This window comes from Pseudomonas sp. GXM4 (genome assembly GCF_008923895.1).
Lineage (GTDB): Bacteria > Pseudomonadota > Gammaproteobacteria > Pseudomonadales > Pseudomonadaceae > Aquipseudomonas > Aquipseudomonas atacamensis.
In genome coordinates this window covers 1-17,716 of the sequence record NZ_WBRZ01000100.1, presented here as the reverse complement: position 1 = coordinate 17,716, position 17,716 = coordinate 1, and the positions used below count along the sequence as shown (strand labels likewise).

General features: G+C 54.2%; 18 protein-coding genes. All 18 read left to right on the top strand.

The window, feature by feature from the left end:
- The first annotated feature begins 99 nt into the window (after positions 1 to 99).
- Entirely contained in the window at positions 100 to 1,185 is a 1,086-nt protein-coding gene (gene serC, locus F8N49_RS14475) for a 3-phosphoserine/phosphohydroxythreonine transaminase (RefSeq protein ID WP_151551807.1), read from the top strand.
- Positions 1,185 to 2,279, top strand: coding sequence for a prephenate dehydratase (gene pheA / locus F8N49_RS14470; RefSeq protein ID WP_016770924.1), 1,095 nt, complete (start codon positions 1,185 to 1,187; stop codon positions 2,277 to 2,279). Before serC ends, pheA begins: the two co-directional genes overlap by 1 nt.
- A gap of 13 nt (positions 2,280 to 2,292) precedes the next feature.
- Positions 2,293 to 3,405 carry a histidinol-phosphate transaminase gene (gene hisC, locus F8N49_RS14465; protein WP_071173169.1) on the top strand — a complete coding sequence of 371 codons (1,113 nt, stop codon included), beginning with the start codon at positions 2,293 to 2,295 and terminating at the stop codon, positions 3,403 to 3,405.
- 28 nt (positions 3,406 to 3,433) lie between these two features.
- Positions 3,434 to 5,641, top strand: coding sequence for a bifunctional prephenate dehydrogenase/3-phosphoshikimate 1-carboxyvinyltransferase (locus F8N49_RS14460; protein WP_041478484.1), 2,208 nt, complete (start codon positions 3,434 to 3,436; stop codon positions 5,639 to 5,641).
- Positions 5,638 to 6,327 carry a (d)CMP kinase gene (gene cmk, locus F8N49_RS14455; RefSeq protein WP_151551806.1) on the top strand — a complete coding sequence of 230 codons (690 nt, stop codon included), beginning with the start codon at positions 5,638 to 5,640 and terminating at the stop codon, positions 6,325 to 6,327. Before F8N49_RS14460 ends, cmk begins: the two co-directional genes overlap by 4 nt.
- A 119-nt stretch (positions 6,328 to 6,446) precedes the next feature.
- Entirely contained in the window at positions 6,447 to 8,132 is a 1,686-nt protein-coding gene (gene rpsA / locus F8N49_RS14450; RefSeq protein WP_016770920.1) for a 30S ribosomal protein S1, read from the top strand.
- 192 nt (positions 8,133 to 8,324) lie between these two features.
- Positions 8,325 to 8,603, top strand: a complete 279-nt coding sequence (locus F8N49_RS14445; RefSeq protein ID WP_071173168.1) for a hypothetical protein — start codon at positions 8,325 to 8,327, stop codon at positions 8,601 to 8,603.
- A 153-nt stretch (positions 8,604 to 8,756) separates the two neighbouring features.
- Entirely contained in the window at positions 8,757 to 9,053 is a 297-nt protein-coding gene (ihfB, locus tag F8N49_RS14440; RefSeq protein ID WP_003189779.1) for an integration host factor subunit beta, read from the top strand.
- A 30-nt stretch (positions 9,054 to 9,083) separates the two neighbouring features.
- The gene (locus F8N49_RS14435) at positions 9,084 to 9,323 is read left to right on the top strand and encodes a lipopolysaccharide assembly protein LapA domain-containing protein (protein ID WP_151551805.1); all 240 of its coding nucleotides are present in this window, start codon (positions 9,084 to 9,086) and stop codon (positions 9,321 to 9,323) included.
- Positions 9,324 to 9,539: 216 nt separating this feature from the next.
- Entirely contained in the window at positions 9,540 to 10,460 is a 921-nt protein-coding gene (locus tag F8N49_RS14430; protein WP_151551804.1) for a glycosyltransferase, read from the top strand.
- Between the two features lie 576 nt (positions 10,461 to 11,036).
- Positions 11,037 to 11,936 (top strand): glycosyltransferase family 2 protein, encoded by a 900-nt coding sequence (locus F8N49_RS14425; protein ID WP_071173228.1) that lies wholly within the window; start codon positions 11,037 to 11,039, stop codon positions 11,934 to 11,936.
- Between the two features lie 4 nt (positions 11,937 to 11,940).
- A complete protein-coding gene (gene rfbB / locus F8N49_RS14420) occupies positions 11,941 to 12,999 on the top strand; it encodes a dTDP-glucose 4,6-dehydratase (protein WP_071173165.1) in 1,059 nt (352 codons plus the stop codon).
- Positions 12,996 to 13,895 carry a dTDP-4-dehydrorhamnose reductase gene (gene rfbD / locus F8N49_RS14415; protein WP_083387033.1) on the top strand — a complete coding sequence of 300 codons (900 nt, stop codon included), beginning with the start codon at positions 12,996 to 12,998 and terminating at the stop codon, positions 13,893 to 13,895. The genes rfbB and rfbD overlap by 4 nt, the downstream gene beginning before the upstream one ends.
- A gap of 2 nt (positions 13,896 to 13,897) precedes the next feature.
- The gene (gene rfbA, locus F8N49_RS14410; protein ID WP_071173227.1) at positions 13,898 to 14,779 is read left to right on the top strand and encodes a glucose-1-phosphate thymidylyltransferase RfbA; all 882 of its coding nucleotides are present in this window, start codon (positions 13,898 to 13,900) and stop codon (positions 14,777 to 14,779) included.
- 97 nt (positions 14,780 to 14,876) lie between these two features.
- Positions 14,877 to 16,004: a DegT/DnrJ/EryC1/StrS aminotransferase family protein gene (locus F8N49_RS14405; protein WP_151551803.1), complete on the top strand. Its 1,128-nt coding sequence runs from the start codon at positions 14,877 to 14,879 to the stop codon at positions 16,002 to 16,004.
- A complete protein-coding gene (locus F8N49_RS14400; protein ID WP_071173162.1) occupies positions 16,001 to 16,495 on the top strand; it encodes a GNAT family N-acetyltransferase in 495 nt (164 codons plus the stop codon). Before F8N49_RS14405 ends, F8N49_RS14400 begins: the two co-directional genes overlap by 4 nt.
- A complete protein-coding gene (locus tag F8N49_RS14395) occupies positions 16,496 to 17,293 on the top strand; it encodes an ABC transporter permease (RefSeq protein ID WP_151551802.1) in 798 nt (265 codons plus the stop codon).
- A partial coding sequence (locus F8N49_RS14390; RefSeq protein ID WP_151551801.1) for an ATP-binding cassette domain-containing protein occupies positions 17,290 to 17,716 on the top strand: 427 nt, incomplete at its 3' end. The genes F8N49_RS14395 and F8N49_RS14390, both read left to right, overlap by 4 nt.

Genomic DNA, 17,716 nt, shown 5'->3' with positions numbered 1-17,716 from the left:
ACGCAGAGCGTCATTGGATGCATTCCCACGCGGAGCGTGGGAACGATCAGCCGCAAACCAGAAGATTCAAGTGACCACCAAATCAGAGCGAGATTGGATGTGAGCAAGCGAGCCTATAACTTCTGCGCCGGTCCGGCGGCGCTGCCTGAAGCTGTCCTGCAGCGCGCCCAGGGTGAACTCCTTGATTGGCACGGCAAGGGTCTGTCGGTCATGGAAATGAGCCATCGCAGCGATGAGTTCGTGTCCATTGCCACCCAGGCCGAGCAGGATCTGCGTGACCTGCTGAATATCCCGTCGGACTACAAAGTGCTGTTTCTGCAGGGCGGCGCCAGCCAGCAGTTCGCGCAGATCCCGTTGAACCTGTTGCCTGAAGGCGGCTCGGCCGACTACATCGACACAGGTATCTGGTCGCAGAAAGCCATCGAAGAAGCCTCGCGCTATGGCCACGTCAACGTTGCTGCCACTGCCAAGCCTTACGACTATTTCGCCATCCCCGGGCAGAACGAGTGGAACCTGTCGAAAGACGCCGCGTACGTTCACTACGCGCCGAACGAAACCATCGGCGGTCTGGAATTCCAGTGGATCCCGCAAACCGGTGACGTGCCGCTGGTCGCCGACATGTCTTCCGACATCCTCTCGCGCCCGGTCGATATTTCGCGTTTCGGCATGATCTACGCCGGCGCGCAGAAGAACATCGGCCCGAGCGGCATCGTCGTCAACATCATCCGCGAAGACCTGCTCGGCAAAGCGCGCTCGCTGTGCCCGACCATGCTCAACTACAAGGTCGCGGCCGATAATGGCTCGATGTACAACACCCCGCCGACGCTGGCCTGGTACCTGTCCGGTCTGGTGTTCCAATGGCTGAAAGAGCAGGGCGGCGTTGAAGCGATCGCCAAACTCAACGACGTCAAGCAGCGCACGCTGTACGACTTCATCGATGCCAGCGGCCTCTACAGCAACCCGATCAACAAGTCGGATCGCTCGTGGATGAACGTGCCGTTTCGTCTGGCTGATGATCGTCTGGACAAGCCGTTCCTCGCCGGTGCCGACGAGCGCGGTCTGCTCAACCTCAAGGGCCACCGCTCGGTTGGCGGCATGCGCGCCTCCATCTACAACGCCGTCGACATCACTGCGGTCAACGCGCTGGTGGCGTACATGGCGGAATTCGAGAAGGAACACGGCTGATGTCCGAGCAAGAACTCAAGGCACTGCGCGTTCGCATCGACGCTCTGGACACCAAAGTCCTCGAGCTGATCAGTGAGCGTGCGCGTTGCGCCCAGGAAGTCGCCCGCGTGAAGATGGCCTCGCTGGCCGAAGGCGAAGTGCCGGTGTTCTATCGTCCCGAGCGCGAAGCTCAGGTGCTCAAGCGGGTTATGGAGCGCAATCAGGGGCCGCTGGGCAACGAAGAAATGGCGCGGCTGTTCCGCGAAATCATGTCGTCGTGCCTGGCGCTGGAGCAGCCACTGAAAGTGGCTTACCTCGGTCCTGAAGGCACCTTCACCCAGGCTGCCGCGATGAAGCATTTCGGTCACGCGGTGATCAGCAAACCGATGGCAGCGATCGATGAAGTGTTCCGTGAAGTCGCCGCCGGTGCGGTGAATTTCGGCGTGGTGCCGGTGGAAAACTCCACCGAAGGCGCGGTCAACCACACGCTGGACAGCTTCCTCGAGCACGACATGGTGATCTGTGGCGAAGTCGAGCTGCGCATCCACCATCATTTGCTGGTCGGCGAAAACACCAAGACCGACAGCATCAGCCGCATCTATTCCCACGCGCAGTCGCTGGCTCAGTGCCGCAAGTGGCTGGACGCGCATTACCCGAATGTCGAACGCGTCGCGGTGTCGAGCAACGCCGAAGCGGCCAAGCGGGTCAAGGGTGAGTGGAATTCGGCAGCGATCGCTGGTGACATGGCGGCAGGGCTGTATGGCCTGACGCGCCTGGCCGAGAAGATCGAAGATCGCCCGGACAACTCGACGCGCTTCCTGATGATCGGTAACCAGGAAGTGCCGCCGACCGGCGACGACAAGACCTCGATCATCGTGTCGATGAGCAACAAGCCCGGCGCGCTCCACGAGCTGCTGGTGCCGTTCCATGACAATGGCATCGACCTGACCCGCATCGAAACCCGTCCGTCGCGCAGCGGTAAATGGACTTACGTGTTCTTCATCGACTTCGTCGGCCACCACCGTGATCCGTTGATCAAAGGTGTGCTGGAAAAGATCAGTCAGGAAGCAGTAGCACTCAAAGTGCTGGGTTCCTACCCGAAAGCAGTTCTCTAAGGGGCGGTAGCAAATGAGTGGCAACTTCCTCGCTCTGGCACAGCCGGGCGTGCAACAACTTTCGCCGTACGTTCCGGGCAAGCCTGTGGACGAACTGGCGCGCGAGCTGGATCTGGATCCGGCAAAGATCGTCAAACTGGCGAGCAACGAAAACCCATTGGGCGCCAGCCCGAAGGCATTGGCGGCGATTCGCGAAGAGCTGGCCGAGCTGACCCGCTACCCGGACGGCAATGGTTTCGCCCTGAAGTCGCTGCTCGCCGAGCAGTGCCGCGTCGAGCTGAATCAGGTCACGCTGGGCAATGGCTCCAACGATATTCTTGAGCTGGTTGCGCGTGCCTATCTGGCGCCGGGCCTGAACGCGGTGTTCAGCGAACATGCATTCGCTGTGTATCCGATTGCTACCCAAGCTGTCGGTGCGCAGGCCAAAGTCGTTCCAGCCAAAGACTGGGGCCATGACCTGCCGGCGATGCTTGCGGCCATCGATGCCAACACCCGCGTGGTGTTCATCGCCAACCCGAACAACCCGACCGGCACCTGGTTCGGCGCAGAAGCGCTGGACGAATTCCTGCAGGACGTTCCCGAGCATGTGCTGGTAGTCCTCGACGAGGCTTACATCGAGTACGCCGAAGGCAGCGATTTGCCGGACGGTCTCGACTTCCTCGCGGCGTACCCGAACCTGCTGGTGTCGCGCACCTTCTCCAAGGCCTATGGTCTGGCCGCGCTGCGCGTCGGTTATGGCTTGTCGACGCCTGTGGTGGCAGACGTGCTGAACCGCGTTCGCCAGCCATTCAACGTCAACAGTCTCGCGTTGGCGGCGGCGTGTGCGGCGCTGAAGGACGAGGAATATCTGGCGCAAAGCCGTCAGCTCAACGAATCCGGCATGCACCAGTTGCAGGCGGGTTTCCGTGAGTTGGGGCTGGGCTGGATCGAGTCCAAAGGCAACTTCATCTGCGTCGATCTCGGCGTGGTCGCGGCGCCGATTTTTCAGGGCTTGCTGCGCGAAGGCGTGATCGTGCGTCCGGTGGCCAATTACGGCATGCCGAACCACCTGCGGGTGACCATCGGTCTGCCGGCAGAAAACAGCCGTTTCCTCGAAGCGCTGCGCAAGGTTCTGGCTCGTGGTTGATGTCACTGCGCTGCAACCTGCTGCACCTATGATCGGTCGCCTTGTGGTGGTCGGTCTGGGGTTGATCGGTGGTTCGTTTGCCAAGGGTTTGCGTGAAAGCGGCCTGTGCCGTGAAGTGGTCGGCGTTGATCTCGACCCGCAATCGCGCAAGCTCGCGGTCGAATTGGGTGTGGTCGATCGCTGCGAAGACGACTTGGCGGCGGCTTGCGTCGGTGCCGATGTGATTCAGCTGGCTGTGCCGATTCTGGCCATGGAAAAACTGCTCGCGCGTCTGGCTGTCATGGATCTGGGGCAGGCGATTCTTACGGATGTCGGCAGCGCCAAAGGCAACGTAGTGCGCGCGGCGACCGAAGCGTTCGGCGGCATGCCGGCACGTTTCGTCCCCGGGCACCCGATTGCCGGTTCCGAGCAGAGCGGGGTGGAAGCTTCGAATGCCGAGCTGTTCCGCCGGCACAAGGTGATCCTGACGCCGCTCGAGCAGACCGATCCTGCCGCGCTGGCGCTGGTCGATCGCCTGTGGCGCGAACTGGGCGCGGATGTCGAGCACATGCAGGTCGAGCGGCACGACGAAGTCCTCGCCGCGACCAGTCATCTGCCGCACCTGCTGGCCTTCGGTCTGGTCGATTCGTTGGCCAAGCGCAATGAAAATCTGGAGATCTTCCGTTACGCTGCCGGTGGTTTTCGCGATTTCACAAGAATCGCCGGAAGCGACCCGGTGATGTGGCACGACATCTTCCTCGCCAACCGCGAGGCTGTCCTGCGCACACTCGATACATTTCGCAGCGACCTCGACGCCTTGCGCGACGCGGTCGATGCAGGGGATGGGCACCAATTGTTGGGCGTTTTCACGCGCGCCCGGGTTGCCCGCGAGCATTTCAGTAAAATCCTGGCCCGCAGGGCCTATGTGGACGCTATGAATTCCAACGATCTGATCTTCCTGGCTCAACCTGGTGGCCGCCTGTCCGGTCGGATTCGCGTACCGGGTGACAAATCGATTTCCCACCGTTCGATCATGCTCGGCTCGCTGGCCGAAGGCGTCACCGAAGTCGAAGGCTTCCTTGAGGGCGAAGACGCCCTGGCGACCTTGCAGGCATTCCGCGACATGGGCGTGGTCATCGAAGGCCCGCACCACGGCCGCGTGACTATCCACGGTGTTGGTCTGCACGGCCTGAAACCTGCGCCGGGCCCGATCTATCTGGGCAACTCCGGCACCTCGATGCGTCTGCTCTCTGGCCTGCTGGCGGCGCAGAACTTCGACAGCACCTTGACCGGCGACGCTTCGCTGTCCAAGCGTCCGATGAATCGCGTGGCTAACCCACTGCGAGAAATGGGCGCCGTGATCGAAACGGCTGCCGAAGGTCGTCCACCGATGACCATTCGCGGTGGTCACAAGCTCAAGGGTCTGACCTACACCATGCCGATGGCCAGTGCCCAGGTGAAATCCTGCCTGCTGCTTGCCGGTCTCTATGCTGAAGGCAAGACCACGGTGACCGAGCCGGCACCGACCCGCGATCACACCGAGCGCATGCTGCGTGGCTTCGGCTACCCGGTCAGCGTTGACGGCGCCACGGCTTCGGTCGAGTCCGGCGGCAAGCTCACCGCGACTCACATCGAAGTGCCGGGCGATATTTCGTCGTCGGCGTTCTTCCTGGTTGCAGCCTCGATCGCCGAGGGTTCCGAGCTGGTGCTGGAGCACGTCGGCATCAACCCGACCCGTACTGGCGTGATCGATATCCTGCGTCTGATGGGCGCCGATATCACTCTGGAAAACCAGCGTGAAGTCGGCGGCGAGCCAGTGGCTGACTTGCGCGTGCGGGCAGCTAAACTCAAGGGTATCGAGATTCCGGAAGCGCTGGTGCCGCTGGCGATCGACGAATTCCCGGTCCTGTTTGTTGCGGCTGCGTGCGCCGAAGGGCGTACCGTGCTCACCGGCGCAGAAGAGCTGCGGGTCAAGGAATCCGACCGGATTCAGGTCATGGCGGACGGCTTGCTGGCGCTGGGCGTCAAGTGCGAACCGACCCCGGACGGCATCATCATCGACGGCGGCCAGATCGGCGGCGGTGAAGTGCACGGTCACGGCGACCACCGTATCGCCATGGCCTTCAGCGTCGCCTCGTTGCGCGCTACCGCACCGATCCGCATCCATGATTGCGCCAACGTCGCGACCTCGTTCCCCAACTTCCTCGCGCTGTGCGGGCAAGTCGGTATTCGTGTGGCACAAGAGGCTCAGTCGTGAAAAACATTGCACCGGTCATCACCATCGATGGGCCAAGCGGCTCCGGCAAAGGCACGGTCGCCGGGATTCTGGCCAAGCGTCTGGGCTGGAACCTGCTGGATTCCGGTGCGCTTTATCGTTTGCTTGCATTTGCTGCGCATAACCACGGCGTCGACCTGACCAATGAAGAGCTGCTGAAGACATTGGCCGCTCATCTGGATGTGCAGTTCATCGCCGCGACCGAAGGTCAGCTGCAGCGGATCATTCTCGAAGGCGACGAAGTCAGCGATGTCATTCGCACCGAAAGTGTCGGTTCCGGCGCCTCGCAAGTGGCTGCGCTGCCCGCTGTGCGCGAGGCGCTGCTGCAGCGCCAGCGTGCTTTCCAGGAAGCGCCGGGCCTGGTGGCCGACGGCCGCGACATGGGCACGGTGGTTTTTCCGGATGCACCACTGAAGATTTTCCTCACCGCCAGTGCCGAGGAGCGGGCGCGCCGTCGATATTTGCAGTTGAAGGGCAAAGTCGAGGGTGTTAGTCTGTCGAGTCTGCTAGATGAGATCCGTGCACGCGATGAGCGTGACACCCAGCGCGCAGTAGCCCCGCTCAAGCCGGCGGGCGACGCGATTCAGCTGGATTCAACGGAGCTTTCCATCGATCAGGTGCTTGAACGCATCATGAGCGAGATCGCCATTCGCGATATCGCCGGGTGACCAAGAAGGTCGCAGGGGACCAGTCATAGTCCTGCGGTGCTTCTTTTAAATGAAACTAACCCACACCGTCTGGGGTGTGGAGATGGGCGTTTACTTCGCCCTCATCTACAGGAATTAAAATGAGCGAAAGCTTTGCGGAACTCTTTGAAGAAAGCCTGAAAACCCTGAACCTTCAGGCAGGCTCCATCATCACCGGTGTTATCGTTGATATCGATTACCAGGCTCGCTGGGTAACCGTTCACGCTGGTCTGAAGTCTGAAGCACTCATCCCGCTTGAGCAGTTCTACAACGATGCTGGCGAACTGAACATCAACGTTGGTGATGAAGTTCACGTTGCTCTGGATTCGGTTGAAGACGGCTTTGGCGAAACCAAGCTGTCCCGTGAAAAAGCCAAGCGCGCTGAATGCTGGATCGTTCTGGAAGCAGCCTTCGCAGCCGAGGAAGTGGTCAAGGGCGTTATCAACGGTAAGGTTAAAGGCGGCTTCACTGTCGACGTTAACGGCATCCGTGCGTTCCTGCCAGGTTCCCTGGTTGACGTCCGTCCAGTGCGCGACACCACGCACCTGGAAGGCAAAGAGCTGGAATTCAAGGTCATCAAGCTGGACCAGAAGCGCAACAACGTTGTCGTTTCCCGTCGCAGCGTCCTCGAAGCCGAGAACTCCGCCGAGCGTGAAGCTCTGCTGGAATCCCTGCAGGAAGGCCAGCAAGTCAAAGGTATTGTCAAAAACCTCACCGATTACGGCGCATTCGTCGATCTGGGTGGCGTGGACGGCCTGCTGCACATCACCGACATGGCCTGGAAGCGCATCAAGCATCCTTCCGAGATCGTCAACGTTGGTGACGAAATCGACGTCAAGGTTCTGAAATACGATCGCGAACGCAACCGTGTTTCCCTGGGCCTGAAGCAACTGGGCGAAGATCCATGGGTTGCTATCAAAGCCCGTTACCCAGAAGGCACTCGCGTTACCGCTCGTGTAACCAACCTGACCGACTACGGCTGCTTCGCTGAGCTGGAAGAAGGCGTTGAAGGTCTGGTACACGTTTCGGAAATGGACTGGACCAACAAGAACATCCACCCTTCGAAAGTCGTACAAGTCGGCGACGAAGTGGAAGTCATGGTTCTGGACATCGACGAAGAGCGTCGTCGTATCTCCCTGGGCATCAAGCAGTGCAAGTCGAACCCATGGGAAGACTTCTCTGGCCAGTTCAACAAGGGCGACAAGATCTCCGGCACCATCAAGTCGATCACCGATTTCGGTATCTTCATTGGTCTGGACGGCGGCATCGACGGTCTGGTTCACCTGTCCGACATCTCCTGGAACGAAGTGGGCGAAGAAGCCGTACGTCGTTTCAAGAAGGGCGACGAGCTGGACACCGTCATCCTGTCGGTTGACCCAGAGCGCGAGCGCATCTCCCTGGGCATCAAGCAACTGGAAAGCGATCCGTTCTCCGAGTACGTCTCGGTTAACGACAAGGGCGCTATCGTGACCGGTACCGTGAAAGAAGTTGACGCCAAAGGCGCCATCATCGTTCTGGCCGACGACATCGAAGCTACCCTGAAAGCCTCCGAAATCAGCCGTGACCGCGTTGAAGACGCGCGCAACGTTCTGAAAGAAGGCCAGGAAGTTGAAGCCAAGATCATCAGCGTTGACCGCAAGAGCCGCGTAATCCAGCTCTCGATCAAGTCGAAAGACGACGCTGAAGAGAAAGAAGCCATCCAGAGCCTGAAAGCAGCTCCGGAAGGCGAAGCAGCTGACACCACTATGGCGGCACTGCTGCGTCAAGCAATGGCCAAACAGAACTGAGTTCTGCTTGATCATTAAAAAGGGCGACTTCGGTCGCCCTTTTTTATGCCTGCGATTTGGCTCTTGTACGTCCGTGCATGAAACCAATGGCTTCGCCTGTGGGTCTGTTTCTTTAATCGGATCAATCGCCTATTGGCGACTAAGCTTGATCTTGAGCATTAGTCGTCAGGCTTGCCTGGCATAAGGAAGTGGATGAACAAGTTACTTGTTGTTGCAATGGTTTTGGCCTTGGCAGGGTGCACCACCAGTGCGAAAACCCATGCGGTGCGCGGCGTCAGTGGTATCGAGGTCGATTGCTCCGGGTTGGGTTCCGGTTGGGAAAAGTGCCAGAAGCGTGCAGCGAAGGAGTGTAAAGGCAAGGGCTATAAGGTCATCACCCGTTCTGACGATGCCAAAGATGAAGACGAATACCCGTTTGGCTTTAATCCGGCGGGCTTCGTGACCCGGACCATGCTGGTGATGTGTCGTTAGGGCAGCGGCGATCCGACTCGCCACTGGAGTGCCCTGAAAATGGGCGTTTTGACCCCGGGAAAGATATGTCAATCCCTGGGCTGTTCAAAATCTTCCGGGCATGCTAAAACCTTTCAAGCGCTGATCTAGCTGCTTGAAAAAGAAGGGAAAAATATGACGAAGTCGGAGTTGATCGAACGAATTGTCACCCATCAAGGGCTACTCTCATCCAAGGATGTGGAACTGGCCATCAAGACCATGCTTGAACAAATGTCTCAGTGCCTCGCCACCGGTGATCGTATCGAGATCCGTGGATTCGGCAGCTTCTCCCTGCATTACCGTGCGCCACGCGTTGGTCGTAATCCTAAGACAGGTCAGTCCGTCAGTCTGGATGGCAAGTTCGTGCCGCACTTCAAGCCGGGCAAGGAGTTGCGTGATCGTGTGAACGAGGAAGAGGAGGAGGGGGTTTGATCTTCGCTACTTATTATCAAGGAGGCGCAAATGCGTAACCTCAAGCGCGTGCTTCTTGGTGCTCTTGTTCTTTTGCTGGTGTTAGTAATTCTAGCCTTTGTGCTGGAGAATCAGCAGTCAGTGTCGCTATTGTTTCTGGGCTGGTCGATGCCGCGGTTGCCGGTCTCTCTGCTCGTGGTCTTGGCTCTGTTGGTCGGAATGCTTGTCGGTCCAGTGCTCGGCTGGTTTCTCGGGCGTTTTTCCCAGCGGTCGCGTAAGCATCTTGTTTGATTGCTACTCCGCGCCAGAGGGCTGCCTTGTACCGCATGCCACTGCTATCTCCAGGATTCATGATGTTGCTTAAGGGGTCGAGCATCTCATTCGTAGAGTTGTGCTCCTCAATCGAAATGGGTCGTCTCTGTCTAGCCGAGGCGGACTGCAGCTACTCTCGTTTGACTGCAGTTTAATTTTGTTGATTTCCGAGCTGAACGCTACAAGTGGGATGGCATGACTGTAAAATTACCAAAAGTTGCGGTTTTGCTAGCAGCGTATAATGGAATGCGGTGGATTGAAGAGCAGGTGACTTCGATTCTCGCGCAGTCTGGGGTTGAAGTTACTGTATATATCAGCGTGGACCCCTCGACAGATGGAACTGAAGATTGGTGTGCGACGCTTGCAACTAATCTGCCGAACGTCATCCTGTTGCCGTCCGCTGGGCGATTTGGTGGTGCATCTCGTAATTTCTTTCGACTGATCCGCGATGTTGATGTCGGCAATTTTGAGTTTTTTGCTTTATCTGATCAAGATGATGTCTGGTACGCGGATAAGCTTCTCCGTGCGGTGTCTCAGCTTGGGCGGCAACGGGCTGACGCATACTCCAGTAATGTCACGGCTTTCTGGCTGGATGGTAAAACAAGGTTGCTGGATAAGGCGCAACCCCAAGTTGCATGGGATTATCTGTTTGAAGCGGCTGGCCCAGGCTGTACTTACGTTTTGACTAGACGTTTGTTTGAGTCGATTAAGCTGTCGGTGGTAAGCAGTTGGGATGCTTTGCAGGGCGTCAGTCTGCATGATTGGTTTTTTTACGCATATGCGCGTAGTCATGGGTATCGATGGTTCATTGATCCCGTACCTTCCATGGATTATCGCCAGCATGAAAGTAATCAGGTAGGCGCCAATACCGGGTTGCGCTCTTTGGTTGCTCGATATAAAACCATTAGTAATGGTTGGTGGTTTAATCAGGTGCAGCTAATTGCCAAGTTGGTTGGGGGAGAAACTACTCCCTTTGTATCAGGTTGGTTTTCGTTGAGTCGCTCGCAATTGTTCAGGCTTTCTTTTAGCGCGTGGTATTGTCGGCGTCGGGTTCGCGATAAGTTACTATTTTTCATTGTTTGTTGGGTGATGATGTTGGTGTGGAATAAAGGCTGATACTTTGTTTTGGCGGTTAAAGGTTGTTATTTGTTATTGCTGTTGATGATCGGAATTTGTTCCGTATTGTCCTCGTATAGCTCAGTTGCATACGGGCGGGCGCTTGTGTTTTAAGGTTTTTCAAAAGCTCAGTGATGGCGCAGGTTTAGCTCCTCAGCAGCCGTTATTAATTCTTTTGCCTGCGAATCTGCTTCCTCGCTGATGGCTATATGGCATCTCTGCTAGGTCTTTTCACGCTGATCATCAGCTCTTCACCTGTGGAATCCTGCGCAGTCATCAGGTATTAATCTTCCGTTTTACATCTCTCCGATGCAGCTATGTCTGGCTCGGCGACGGGCTAGAGCCGCCGTGGTTGTCGTCGCTTTTTTGGGTGTGAGGCGCGTCAATTGATGTAGAATGCGCAATCGGACGGTAAGAGCAAAAGCAAAGATCGGATGTTTTTTTATTAGTGATGGGCGCCTTTTTTGGGCGACGGTTCGTGCAAAGAGGGATTTTGTGACGGTTTCCAGCCAGAGTTTTGGTACAGATAATGCCGTCCAGGTAGCTGGCGAGCATATTGCGAATGTCGCAATTCTTATGTGTACATACAACGGTGCATCATTTCTTGCTGAGCAACTCGACTCATTTGAACGTCAAACGTATCGCAATTGGACGCTTTATGTTTCCGACGATGGCTCTCAAGACAACACCCTGGATATTTTGCAAACATTTCGAATCAAAATGGGTGCGGATCGCGTTCACATGTCGAAAGGTCCCAAGAGAGGATTCGTAGCCAACTTCCTGTCCTTGGCTTGCCGAACAGACATTGATGCAGATTTTTTTGCCTGGTCGGATCAGGATGACATCTGGAGGGGCGCGAAGCTCGAAAGGGCTCTTGCATGGTTAGAGGGCGTACCCGATTCCAGTCCGGCTCTCTACTGTGGCCGCACCGAGCTAATTGGTGAATCAGGTGTCTCGTGTGGGTATTCACCACGTTTTAGTCTTCCTCCACATTTTTCAAATGCATTGGTTCAGAGTATAGGTGGTGGCAACACCATGGTCTTTAACCGGGCAGCGCGCGACCTGTTGCTCGAGGCGGGCGACCGTGTCGATGTCCCATGCCACGATTGGTGGGCTTACCTTCTTGTTTCAGGAGCAGGTGGTGAGGTTCACTACGATCCGGAGCCTATGCTTCTTTACCGTCAGCATGACGACAATCTGATTGGTGGCAACTCCGGTTGGTCTGCGCGCCTGAAGCGCTTACCCTTGATTTTTCAAGGTCGTTTCTGCAGGTGGAACGACCAGATCATCAATGCGCTTGAAGCGATGTATCATCGTTTGAGCCCTGAGCATCAAGTGACTCTGGCTCGATTCAAAGATGCACGCACTCAGAAACTCTTTTCAAGAATCCTGGGCTTTCAGCGGGCCGGTATATACCGGCAGACGTTGTTTGGAAATCTGGGGCTTATTCTCGTTGTTCTACTGAAAAAGATCTAAATTTATGACCATCTTAGTCACCGGCGGTGCCGGGTTTATCGGGGCGAACTTTGTACTGGACTGGCTGGCGCAGTCGGATGAACAGGTGATCAACCTGGACAAGCTGACCTATGCCGGGAACCTGGAAAGCCTGGCGAGTCTGGACGGGGATGTGCGGCATGTATTTGTGCAAGGTGATATCGGTGATAGTGCGCTGGTAACGCGCTTGTTAAACGAGCACCAGCCTCGTGCAATTCTCAATTTCGCCGCTGAATCCCACGTCGATCGCTCAATTCACGGTCCGGAAGATTTCATCGAAACCAATATTGTCGGGACATTCCGACTATTGGAAGCCGTGCGAGCTTATTGGGGTGGACTCGAGCTGGGCGCAAAAGAGGCGTTCCGCTTCCTGCACGTTTCCACGGATGAGGTTTATGGGTCGCTGGCAAAAGATGATCCTGCGTTCACCGAGACCCATCAGTACGAACCGAACAGTCCCTATTCGGCGAGCAAGGCTGCAAGTGACCACTTGGTGCGTGCTTACCACCATACCTATGGTTTGCCTGTTCTGACGACCAACTGCTCGAACAACTACGGCCCGTACCATTTTCCGGAAAAGCTTATTCCGTTGATGATCGTCAACGCCCTTGCAGGTAAGTCTTTGCCTGTATATGGCGACGGCCAGCAAATTCGCGACTGGCTATACGTCAAAGACCACTGCAGTGCTATTCGCCGTGTACTCGAAGCCGGATTGGTCGGAGAGACTTACAACGTTGGTGGCTGGAATGAGAAGCCAAATCTCGACATCGTCCACACCGTTTGTGGTTTGCTCGATGAGTTGCGTCCTCGCGCTGACGGCCAGCCTTACCACCAGCAGATCGCCTATGTTACCGATCGTCCAGGCCACGACCGTCGTTACGCAATTGACGCTCGAAAACTTGAGCGGGAATTGGGTTGGAAACCCGCTGAAACATTTGAAACTGGCATTCGAAAGACGGTCGAGTGGTATCTCAATAATCAGGTATGGGTAGGTAATGTCACTAGCGGGGCTTATCGTGATTGGGTAAGCAGGCAGTACGCATGAAGAAAATTGTTTTATTTGGAAGTAACGGGCAAGTAGGCTGGGAGTTACAGCGCTCCCTGCCTTTGCTTGGAAACGTTGTGGCTTGCGATCGTAGTAAACTTGACCTGGCTGATATAAAAGCTGTGTCGGATTATCTTCGTCAGGAGCGCCCCGACGTTATTGTCAATGCGGCTGCCTATAACGCCGTAGAGTTGGCTGAGACTTGCGAAGAAGATGCACAGGCAATTAATTTTCATTTGGTGAAAGTGCTCGCCGACTACGCAGCACAGAATGATGCGTGGCTTGTGCATTATTCGACTGATTATGTGTTTAATGGGAGTTCCGAGCTCCCATACAGTGAAACTGATGTCCCTGACCCGTTGAATGCATATGGCAGGTCAAAAGCGTTGGGCGAGGGTGCCGTTGTAGTTAGTGGCTGCAATCATCTTTTGCTAAGAACCAGTTGGGTGTATTCCACGCGTGGGCACAATTTCGCAAAAACAATATTGAATCTTGCGGCAACCAAGTCAGAGTTCTCGGTCGTTAATGATCAAACTGGTGCGCCTACGAGTGCTTCTCTCGTCGCGGATACTACAGTGCTTTGCCTTTATCGAGTTCTCAAAAGTACGGATGCAGCGTCTCTTAGTGGGACGTACCATTTGGTGTCTTCGGGGTATGCGAGTTGGTATGAGTACGCCCGTTATTTACTGTCTGAGGCGTCGAGTCTCGGTATTCCTCTGAATTGCACGGAACACGATATACGTCCTGTGAGTGGTTCCGAGTATCCGACGAAAGCAGTCAGGCCGAAAAGCTCACGATTGAATAATAGTAAAATTCAAAATGCGTTCGATATAAACATTCCAGATTGGAAGACTTGTTTAAAAAGAACGCTTTCTGATATGGCTAGGCAGGGATGATTATGTATCGTAAAGGTATAATTCTAGCGGGTGGTTCTGGTACGCGCCTGCATCCGGCAACACTCGCAATATCGAAGCAATTGCTTCCGGTTTTTGATAAGCCGATGATTTACTATCCTCTCAGCACATTAATGCTGGCAGGGATCAGAGATATATTGATTATCTCCACGCCACAGGATACCCCTCGCTTTGAGCAGCTTTTGGGTGACGGTGCCAAGTGGGGAGTCAATCTAAGTTATGCGGTTCAGCCGTCACCGGATGGTTTAGCCCAGGCATTTATTATTGGCGAGGAATTTCTCGACGGTAATGCGTGTGCTTTGGTGCTGGGCGACAATATCTATCATGGCCATGATTTCCAGGAACTCTTGGCAAATGCCATGCAGCGTGACAGTGGTGCGAGTGTCTTTGCATATCATGTAAATGATCCTGAGCGCTATGGCGTAGTCGAATTTGACAAGTCAGGCAAGGCTATCAGCCTGGAAGAAAAACCATCGGTGCCTAAATCCAGCTACGCTGTGACAGGCCTCTATTTTTACGATGCAAACGTCGTGGAAATTGCCAAGAGTATCAAACCCTCTGAGCGTGGCGAGTTGGAAATCACTGATGTGAATCGCGTCTATCTGGAGCGTAACAGCCTCTCCGTAGAAATCATGGGAAGGGGATATGCCTGGCTGGATACAGGGACTCATGAGTCTCTGCTTGAGGCGAGCCATTTCATTGCAACCCTGGAAAACCGGCAAGGCCTTAAAGTCGCGTGCCCTGAAGAGTTGGCATGGCGCAAGGGATGGATATCGGATGATCAATTGCTCGCGTTAGCCATGCCATTAATTAAAAATGGCTACGGAAAATATCTCAAGCGCCTCTTGGAGCACGAGAGTCATTGATTGTACAAGCGGACCAGGCGCTTTATGGCCATTCTGCGAAAGATGTAATTGGATAAAAATTTAAACCGCACAGCACTTGTGATTCGAGGCTAAATACATGGCAATTCAACTGTTTGTACCTAAATTTCGTGTCGACGAATGCCTTGAAGGTATTCGTGAATGTCTTGAGAAAGGCTGGACTGGGTTGGGTTTTAAAACTGTTGAGATGGAAGAAGCATGGAAGTCCTATACCGGGCTGCCGCACGCACATTTTCTTTCGTCGAACACCGTAGGTCTGGAGCTGGCTTTTCGCTTGCTCAAGACAAAGAATGGATGGGGCGATGATGCAGAAGTCATCACTACTCCGCTGACTTTCGTATCGACCAACCACGCCATTCTCTGTGCAGGCCTGACGCCTGTATTCGCAGATGTCGATGAGTCGCTGTGTCTGGATCCTGCTAGCGTCGAGCAGCGCATTACCGATAAGACCAAGGCACTGATTTTCGTTGGTATTGGTGGCAACGTCGGTCAGTACTCGAAGATCCTTGAAATCTGCAAAGCACGTAATATCGCTTTGATTCTTGACGCTGCCCACATGTCGGGTACTCGCATCAATGGGCGTCATGTGTGTCCAGAAGCCGACGTTGTCGTGTTCAGCTTCCAGGCAGTGAAGAATCTGGCTACAGCTGACTCGGGCATGATCTGCTTCAAAAACGCGGAAGATGACGAGCGTGTACGCAAGATGAGCTGGTTGGGTATCAACAAGGATACTTACGCACGTACCGCTTCTCAGGGCGCGTACAAGTGGATGTATGATGTCGAAGAAGTCGGCTTTAAATACCACGGCAACTCGATTATGGCTGTAATGGGCCTGGTTGCGCTGAAATATCTGGATAGTGATAACGCATACCGTCGCCAACTCGCCAAGTGGTACCGCGAAAACTTGGGTGGTAACGAAAAAGTACGCTTTATTGAAATTAATCCAGAATGTGAGTCGTCGACTCACTTGGTGCAAATTCGCGTCAAGAACCGTGAAGAACTGATGCTGGCCCTCAATGAGCACCAGGTATACCCAGGCGTACATTACCGTGATAACACGGAATATCGTATGTATGCGCATGGTAATGGCACCTGCCCTAAAGCGGCAGTGGCGTCCCAGGAAATTATTTCGCTCCCTGTACACATGGGCCTCAGTAAAGCCGATGTTGACACCGTATCTCAATTGGTTGCCAAGTACGCAAAATGAAACCTACCCTCCACTCAGCATCTGATGAAGTCGTCGAGATCCGTTTACTAGAGGTGGCTGATTTACAGTCCACCTTGAACTGGAGAAACCGAGACGAAAACCGCCGATGGTTTATTAACTCAAACATCATTGAATGGGACAGTCACGTAAAGTGGTTCGAGTCCTATTCAAAAAAGTCTGATGATTTTGTGTTTGTCATCGCGGCAGATGGTGAGTTGGTTGGGCAATGCGCTGTTTATGGCGTGGATCTGCAGAGAAAGCGCGCCGAAGTCGGACGCTTTCTTGCTGCTCCCGAAGGCGCAGGTAAAGGTTATATCAAGCGAGGCTGCAAACTGTTGATTGAAACGTGTTGGCAGCAGCTTGCGCTTGAGAGTGTATTTCTAGAAGTTCTGGAAGAAAACGTCAGGGCGATTAAGTTATACGAAAAGCTGGGCTTCAACGAAGTTTCCCGTAACGGTAAATTAATAGTGCTTGAGCTAAAAAGGCTTTAGATGATCAGTCAGAATAGTTTTATACCCGGTGCATTAAAGTCACTTCTTGAATGGCGTGTATGGCTATACCTGGGGCTGCAGGACGTCAAAGCTCGCTTCCGCAGGTCAGCTATCGGGCCACTATGGATACTTATAAACCTTGCAATGATGGTTTTAGGTGCAGGAGTGGTTTATGGAGTACTGCTTAAGCAACCGATGGCAGAGTTTCTTCCCTATCTCACATGCGGTTTGATAGTTTGGGGATTCCTGGTTTCTTCCTTCGTCGAAGGCGGATATGCGTGTGTAGGTTCCGAAGGTTACATCAAACAATTTTCTTTCCCGAAGCAAATATATTTGTTTCGGGTGCTGGTTTCTCTGTTTGTAGTGATGTTAGTTGGTGTCGTCGCTTTGGCAGGGACTTTGTTGTTCTTCGATCGCTTTAATCCCATGGGGTGGCTGTACGCATTGCCCGGTGTTGGAATACTTCTTATCGCTGGCTTGGGGCACATCACACTTAGCGCATATCTCTCTGCTCGTTTTAGAGATTTGCCCCATGCATTGACGGGGATTTTTCAGGTACTGTTTTTTGTAACGCCTATCATGTTTCCCGTTACGATGCTCAAGGATCGTGGTCTGGATTTCGTCTACAAATATAATCCACTGTATTACCTGGTAGATGTAATTAGATTCCCGATTCTGGAAGGGACATTTGCAGTGAAGCAGGATTATATGTTTTGCGCTGCTTATCTATCGCTTCTGTGGCTTGTTTGCTTGGTGCTTGCATCTAAAATGGATAAGAAAGTGGTTTATATGCTATGAGCGATATTTCTGTAGTTTTACGAGATGCAAGCGTCGTATTTACCGGGCGAACTGACTTGGTAGGCAGAATAAGGAATACTATTCTACGTCGTCCTGCTGCGTCTAATACTCAAGAATACACAATTAACGCACTTTCCAATGTTAATCTTTCAATTACTCGGGGCGAGCGAGTCGGCCTGATCGGGTTGAACGGTGCTGGTAAAAGTACTCTACTGAAAGTTATGGCTCGCATTTATCCTACGACTTCCGGTAGCGCGCAAACATCTGGGCATGTTTGTCCTATGTTTGAGTTTGCGACAGGTTTCGAAATGAACCAGTCGGGATGGGATAATATAAAGATTCGTGCGCTCTTGTTGGGGCTGAAGCCGCGAGAGATTAAAGACAAGATGCAGGAAATCGCAGAGTTTTCGGAGTTGGGTGAAT